Here is a 7103-nt window from a genome sequence, read left to right as displayed (position 1 = left end):
ATGAATTTAATTTTTCATATTACGAATTGAAGATATTTTTATCTTTACTTGTCTTTACTCCTAGTATATAATATGATGGGCCTGCATAAACTAACATTTCTTTTTCAATTTTTTTGTCTTTGAACTTTTCAATTTTAAATCTTTTAAGTGTACTTTGGTATGGAGATTCACCTCTTGCAAATTCTACTACATTTAATGTTTTTATATCTAATATAAAATAACCTACTGTTTCTTTAGATTTTCTTAGATGAAAAAGATAGGCTCTAATTTTACCATTTTCTTTGTAGAGTGGTACTGGTTCACAAATTACACTGATTTTCCAATCTGAAAAATGTTCGTGTTTTGAACTAATAGTATCAACAAAATTCTTTGCTATTTTTATCACGTTCATATTATCTGTAGAAGCATAGCTAAAATTTAATAAACTACAAAACATTAATATTATTAAAATTATTACTATTGAAAATTTTTTTATTTGCAAAATCCTCATGTTATTATATCCTCCCTCTATAAATTAAAATTTTCTTTAAAATACTTCTATTTTCTTAGAATTACTACTATATTCAAAAGAAGTTGCATGGATAAATATGTTAAAAATATAAATTTATGGTATATAGGGATGTGCTTTAATAAGGATGCTTAATTTCCCCTTATAATCGTCTTTAGATCTCCACAAAACTCATGGCGATTACCCTCCCATGTCTCACAGGACCTATGTCCCTAAATTCCTTCGTTTTATCTATCCATGAGTGGAGGCTGGAAATGCTCCTTTACTGGATCTAAGTCCTTATGGAATAAATATATACCAGATTCTCCTGACTTCTTTTTTCAATGTTCGTAACCCTAAAAACTTTATTTTAAATAATGATTTAGGCAAATATTCCTTACACTTTAACTTTAAACTACTTTGTATTGTAATTCTGATGGTCTTTTAATATCTTTTAAAAGTTTATCTCCATTATATTTTACTTTCTTTTTACCAAGTGCAAATAGAACTCTAATTAACTTAGAACACAATGCTATTAGTGATTGCTTTTTAGTTAAAGGATTTATAGTTCTGGTAGTATAATATTAAAGTTATTTATATCACCTATTTGAGATATGAAACCTCCAACAGTTATTACACCAATACCATCAACCGATAGCATTTCTTCTGCACCTGGTATTTCTTTTACGAGTTTTTCAATTTCATTTTCAAGTGCATTAAGTTGTTCCAACAATAGTTCATATCTTTCTAATAAATTATTTAACTGTTTTCTAGCCATCTTTTGACCTTCCTGTATGCCTACAGAATTTCTAGCTGCATTTACTAACTTTTTAGCCCTCTTAAGACCTACGGCCCTTTTATATGTGCTTTCCAAATAGATGCTGTTTCATATTCACCCAACTTTGTAATTTCATTAGGAAAAGGAAAATATTTAAGAATTATAATAGCTCCTTTGCCTTCCCATTTTTTAAAGACTTTAAAAAATTCAGGGAAATACTTATCTAGCCATCTTTCTACTTTATTTTTTATGCTATTTAAATCTTTAATGATTTCAGATCTTTCGTCCATTGCCAAACGAAGATCAGCATAAATACCTTTTGGTATTATAGGTTCAGAATATCTTCCATCTTTAACTAGTTGTGCAATAACTTTAGCGTCCTTAAAATCATTCTTAGTAGGTGAATTATCATCTAACTCCTTAGAACGTTTTACATGCATTGGATTAACCAAAACTATCTTCACATCATTATCTTTTAGATAATGTCCTAAGTTAAACTAATAATGACCTGTAGGCTCCATTCCCACAATTACGTTTGACTTGTTATGTTCAGAACATAACTTAATAATCCATTTTATTAATGATTTAAATCCCTCATCACTGTTATTAAAAACTAGACCTTTACCTAACTCAATACCTCTAAAATCTTGAGCTCTAGCTACATGTTTGTACTTAGCTATATCGATTCCTATTATTAAAGTAAAGTATCTTCTTTTATTTGCTTTATCTTTTCGTTTTGTGTATAATTCATTTTAGAGTACCTCCTGTTTTTTAAATTAAGGGTCAGTTTTTTTCCTGCAGGATTTACTGACACCTCGTATTTTAACAGGGGATACTTTTTTTATCAATCTTCATTTTTATTTATTATAGGAATGCTCCTTTTTTTAAAAATAAATATAATTATTATTAATTTACCCTCTCAATCCTCCATGCGTAGTGTCAAAATTTTAGAGCAAATTTGACACCCAGATATTGAAATTTATATATATTCATAGTATACTTATATCAAGTAGCCTATTAACTCTACTCAATATGCTCGCCAGCATTTATTTGAGTTAGCAGGCTTTTTTATCTGGTGCTCTTGGATACACCATACTCTCATCTCCTGTACCTAAATAAATATATTACTAAACTTTTTATCCTCTCAATCCGCCATCATCTTCATCAGCTAATTCATATACAGTGCCTTGTGTTATTACTTTATTGTCAGTTATTTTTGGGATTTCCAAATACTATGTTTTTGAAACAAAATCTCCTCCTAATTCTCTTAATGACATATTTTTTTCTTTTCTTAATTTTCGTATTTTTTCTCCTATAGTTAGTATTTCCATATTCTTCTCTCCGTTCACTTTTTGTTTATACTATTTTTTCTCTATTTAACCTCATTATAAAATATGTTCTATTATTTGTCAATAATGTTTTTGTGTCCCTTACAAACTATCATTTACTATTTTAACCTTTGAAAATTAAACTTGAAATATTTTTCTAAATACGCTACAAATTAATCCTTTTTTATTAAGGCTGTATAGGGATTATTACTTTATTAGTTGTATAAAAAATAGGATTTGTAAATGTTACATTAATCTCTTGTTGTCCTTCTTTTATATTATAAAGAATTAATTCTTTATAATCATCATTAGTAATTTTTGAGTTATTTTCTTCGCTAGGGTCCACAAATATGCACTTGACGCCTTCCACTATATACTTATTTAATTCTTTTTCATCTACATTGGCTAAAATATTATATAATTTCAATTCTTTTGTTCCAGATAGATTTTTATTAATAATCAGCTTTACTTTTTGTGCTGCTTTTTCTATTAACTGACAATCATTTTCTGGTGTCTTGTAATTAAAGCGTTCAATATAATCGACCCATTCAACACTATTAATTATCAAGTTGTTATCTCCAATTTTTATATTAACTGGAAGTTCGTTATCTTTACTTATGGTTACTTTAGCTTGTAAATCTGTATCTTCAATTAGAATATAAGGAATAACTAATTTTATGCCTGGTTCTAGCTTTCTATCAAAGTAGAGTATATTCCCCGAATTAGTATTTATACAATAATATTTTTCTCCTTTATCGTCTAATAAATAGATATCTTTTAATGGGAAAGAAACAGATTTCGTAGAATCATTGGCTTGTGCTAATAAATTAACTTCTAACTTATTTTCAACGTAATTAGTTACTACAGCAATATCAACACCAATGTCTTCTATAGAGATATAATTATGTTCCTTGGAAGATACCTCTGGCAATTCAGTCATAACTATAGGCATTGCATGTTTATCATAAACTATATTAAATTTCTTTACCATATCATTGAATGTATAAGTAATTCTACCGCTCCATTGATAATCATCATAATCCCATATCATGTCCCATGATGTTAATTCCGCTACGTTTTTATATTCATCTATTGCAATTATCTGATGTTCTAAACCTTTATTTCCTTCCATTTTCAAAGGTACATTGCCTTCGATTATCAATGTTACAGTATTGCCTTCAGTATAGGCTGAATTAACTTTTATATATTTCTCACCAATAAGCATTTCTACTGAACCTAAAAGACCATATGCTTGGTTTTTAACGTCTGTGTATATCAGTTTATTTATACCTGGTACATACCTCAATACTTTATGTGCAGCATAACTTATTGGATCACTGAAAGCTAAACATAATATTAATAATATAGGTAGCGCTATAATAGCTATATATTTCAAGTTATGATATGTACTTATTTTACTTTTTCTTATTATATTATTCCTAATATCATCAGTAATTTTTATACTTTCCAAATTTTCATCTATATAATCTCTTAAATTTTCAAGATTGTTCATAAACCATCTCTCCTATCCCTCTATTTTTTAATTCTTTTCTTGCTCTTGATAATCTAGCATACGCATTCGATTCAGAAATACATAAAATTTCTGCTATTTCTTTAACAGTAAACTGTTGATAATAATACATTAAAATAATTTCTCTATATTTTGGTTTTAGTTTCATTATTGACTTGAATAGATCATTATCTTCAAGTCTATCAAATAATTCTTTATCTGAAACTTTCTTATTTTTTAATTTTTTATCATTTAATACAATTCTTTTTAACCATGAACTTCGTAAATAATTTTTACATACATTAATACATATTCTTGTAATCCAAGTCTTTTCTGATGAATTACCTTTAAAAGTATGAAATTTCTTATATACTCGTAAAAATGTATCTTGACATGCGTCTTCAGCTAATTGATAATCTTTTAAATATAGATAACATAATCTTAAAATTTCTGTACCATATTCATTTATTAAACGATTGAAATCTTGTTCATTCATTGTTTCTTTACTCATCTATAATCCCCCTTTCAACCATTAGACACATTATGATTCTAAAACCTTACATTTTTATTTTTTATCTCATAATAAATATATCGAGTAAAAAATAGATAATTAATTCATCTACAAACATCTTAATTTTAAAATTTCCATTTACCTAACCAGTTGAATCTTATATTTCTCCGTAACTATTTCTTTTATTAAGATTTTGCCATGTTGTTTTAGAAGTAGGAAAATTATTTTAGAAAAATTGAATTAGTTGCTTAAAAATTTAACCCACGATTTTAAAAAATCGTGGGTTTGTCATCAAATTATTTCTATTTAATCAAATTACTTAACGAAAGTAATTGTAGAAATTTGGTTATTTCATTTTTATTTTTATCCCATTCAAACTGATTAACCACAGAGCCATCTGATTCGGTCTTGAGTAATTCCACGTGTACGTTAAAATTTTTGCCCCATAGTTCTTTCTTAAACGTAATAAATTTAATATTAACACCATCGTGATATATATTATAAGTTATATCTCCTATTTGGATTTTATCTAAAATATAATTATCTAATTGTGGTATGAATTGTTCTGATGCATCTTTATAATAGAGTTTAATCATTTGAGAATGTTGATTTTTGTAGCTAACCTCCAGATAATCAATCAAAGATAGATCATGCTGCCATTCTAATTTTTTGTTTTTAACTACTTCTTCGTAAAATCTTTGGTTAATAAAAGGATCTTCTGTTACAAGTATATATTCTAATTTATATCCTAGTAAATTATTGGGAATTGTTGCATTAGGGTATACTATTTCAAAATCTTTTGCAGTTTCAAATAAACACATATTGTTTAGAGCGTATTCATTTTCTTTTACTTGTTTTATCGTTCCAAACAAATCAGAACTAGCTAATACTCCTGATGCTAATCCAATCAGTAATGCAATACATACAAATATCCGAATTTTTTTCTTTTTCAAAGTATACATCTCCTTTCAACAATGATAAATCTTATGATACTCAATCATTTATTCAACCTAAATATCTACGATTCTTTTCTGCTCCACAATAATAGCATACAGTTATCTCTACTCTGCAAGGTACCCATGATCCTCCATTTGGACTTGATGGGTTTTCTATATATACGAATTCAGTAGTAATAAATGAAGTAGTTCTAGGATTAGCTTCGTAATCATGGCAACAAACACGACGCATAGGATGGTAAATTGGTGTAAAGTTCTTTCTAACAAAAATAACATTATTGTTTACATCTCTTGTTTTGTAGTAAGTATGAATTCCAATATCATTTTTTACGATTATCTTATCTTGATTATTTATCCATGTAACAACTCCAGTATTACTAGATTGAGCACTTGCTGTTGAAAAATTTAATATCAAAGTCAAAAATATTAATACAGGAATAATGAAGTTATTCCTTAATTTAAATTTTTTTAACATAAAATTCCCCTCCTTTTCTAATTATATTTTTAGTAATTATCTATTCTGTACATTAAATATTTTAAAAAACTTCGAACAAATAATTATTATCTCTTAATAAGTGGATTTCTTATTTTCAAAATAAGTCTACATAAATGTTATCTAACTTTAATTTTTCTCCGTATTATAATTATATATTTAACAATTCTATAACCTTTTCACAAACAATAAATCATTTCTTGATTTTTGAATATATTCTATATATAAAATAGCTTATCTAAAATTTTTCCGTTAATACCATATTTACTTATAGTTTCTATCAAGTTCAGTAACACTCCTTACTTTACCATCGTCTTCATCATCTAATTCACATATAATACAACACACTGTTGTGTTTTTGTCAGTTGTCTTTGACGACAATTCAAATACAGTTATTAAAACATCAGCATTGCTGTTATAATAATAGCTTCCTCCCAATTTTCTTAATGACATATTTTTTCTTTTATAATTTTCGTATTTTTTCTCCTATAGTTAGTATTTTCATATTCTTCTCTCCATTCACTTTTTGCTTATATTATCTTTTCTTTATTTAATTTTATTATAAAATACATTCTATTATTTGTCAATAATGTTTTTGAAATCCTTATAGACTATCATTTACTATTTTAACCTTTGAAAATTAAACTTGAAATATTTTTCTAAATACGCTACAAATTAATCCTTTTTTATTAAGGCTGTATAGGGATTATTACTTTATTAGCTTGTATTTCACAGTTAAAAAACTCGATTAACATAAACAGGGGGAAAATTATTTTAGAAAAATCAGAAATTTAGCACTTGAAAATTTTTTAGGGCGATAGTCCGTTGATTTATAAGAATTTCAGAATAAGCACTAAAAATTTGAGATTTTCCGATTTTTGCTGGAAACTACAGAGAAAAAATTTGCAAAATAAAAGCATCCTTTTTATAATAGTTTTACCACAAACACATAAAAAAAGGGTCCCGCTTTGCGGGACCCGCTTCTTTTTGCTACCCGCAACTTAATTACTCTAGTCTATATGTTATACCATGTACACCCT

General features: G+C 26.9%; 7 protein-coding genes and 1 pseudogene. All 8 read right to left on the bottom strand.

Annotation, left to right across the window (positions count from 1 at the left end; translation table 11 throughout):
* Positions 1-19: 19 nt before the first annotated feature.
* The 8 genes and pseudogenes from BUB51_RS11630 to BUB51_RS11595 all read right to left on the bottom strand — a co-directional run bounded on the left by BUB51_RS11630 (position 20) and on the right by BUB51_RS11595 (position 6516).
* Complete coding sequence (locus BUB51_RS11630; protein ID WP_073197925.1) at positions 20-490, bottom strand: hypothetical protein; 471 nt, start codon at positions 488-490, stop codon at positions 20-22.
* A gap of 407 nt (positions 491-897) precedes the next feature.
* Positions 898-2016 (bottom strand): annotated as a pseudogene (locus tag BUB51_RS11625) (IS110 family RNA-guided transposase).
* 481 nt (positions 2017-2497) lie between these two features.
* The gene (locus BUB51_RS11620) at positions 2498-2596 is read right to left on the bottom strand and encodes a transcriptional regulator (protein WP_073197924.1); all 99 of its coding nucleotides are present in this window, start codon (positions 2594-2596) and stop codon (positions 2498-2500) included.
* 184 nt (positions 2597-2780) lie between these two features.
* Positions 2781-4106, bottom strand: a complete 1326-nt coding sequence (locus BUB51_RS11615; RefSeq protein ID WP_073197922.1) for a hypothetical protein — start codon at positions 4104-4106, stop codon at positions 2781-2783.
* A complete protein-coding gene (locus BUB51_RS11610) occupies positions 4093-4614 on the bottom strand; it encodes an RNA polymerase sigma factor (RefSeq protein WP_073197920.1) in 522 nt (173 codons plus the stop codon). Before BUB51_RS11610 ends, BUB51_RS11615 begins: the two co-directional genes overlap by 14 nt.
* Positions 4615-4916: 302 nt before the next feature.
* Positions 4917-5567 (bottom strand): hypothetical protein, encoded by a 651-nt coding sequence (locus BUB51_RS11605; protein ID WP_073197918.1) that lies wholly within the window; start codon positions 5565-5567, stop codon positions 4917-4919.
* 52 nt (positions 5568-5619) lie between these two features.
* The gene (locus BUB51_RS11600) at positions 5620-6045 is read right to left on the bottom strand and encodes a TrbC/VirB2 family protein (RefSeq protein ID WP_073197916.1); all 426 of its coding nucleotides are present in this window, start codon (positions 6043-6045) and stop codon (positions 5620-5622) included.
* A gap of 282 nt (positions 6046-6327) precedes the next feature.
* Positions 6328-6516 (bottom strand): hypothetical protein, encoded by a 189-nt coding sequence (locus tag BUB51_RS11595; RefSeq protein WP_073197914.1) that lies wholly within the window; start codon positions 6514-6516, stop codon positions 6328-6330.
* Between the last annotated feature and the right edge of the window lie 587 nt (positions 6517-7103).

Origin of the sequence: Caloranaerobacter azorensis DSM 13643, from assembly GCF_900129995.1 — a bacterium.
GTDB classification, from domain to species: Bacteria; Bacillota; Clostridia; order Tissierellales; family Thermohalobacteraceae; genus Caloranaerobacter; species Caloranaerobacter azorensis.
This window is presented reverse-complemented; position numbering and strand designations above follow the sequence as displayed.